Source organism: Thioclava sp. UBA3469 (genome assembly GCF_002378135.1).
Classification (GTDB): Bacteria; Pseudomonadota; Alphaproteobacteria; order Rhodobacterales; family Rhodobacteraceae; genus Thioclava; species Thioclava sediminum.
This window is the reverse complement of the sequence record NZ_DFRG01000201.1, coordinates 17,135-17,476: the sequence shown is the minus strand read 5'-3', so window position 1 is coordinate 17,476 and position 342 is coordinate 17,135. Positions and strand designations below refer to the sequence as shown.

Annotated in this window: 1 protein-coding gene; it reads left to right on the top strand. The window is 69.0% G+C overall.

Going from position 1 to position 342, the window contains the following annotated elements:
- On the top strand, positions 1-342 hold a 342-nt coding region (locus B3D39_RS14495), incomplete at both ends, for a sulfite exporter TauE/SafE family protein (RefSeq protein ID WP_286789831.1).

The window sequence follows — 342 nt, the reverse complement described above, 5'->3', positions numbered from 1 at the left end:
CTTCCGCGCGTGGTTCGGCCCGCTGATGGGGTTCCTGTCGGTGCTTCTGGGGATCGGCGGCGGCTCGATCGGCACGCCGATGCAGACGCTCCACGGCATCCCGATCCACCGCGCGGTCGCGACCTCGGCAGGCTTCGGCGTGACGATCGCGCTGCCCTCCGCGATCGGCTTCCTCCTGACGCCGGTGGCCGACGCGCCGCCTTACTCGATCGGTGCGGTCAACATCCCCGCCTTCCTGATCGTCATCGCGATGACCACGATCACCGCCCCCCTGGGCGCGGCACTGGCCCACAAGCTCGACCCCAAGAAGCTCAAGCGCGTCTTCGCGGGATTCCTGATGCT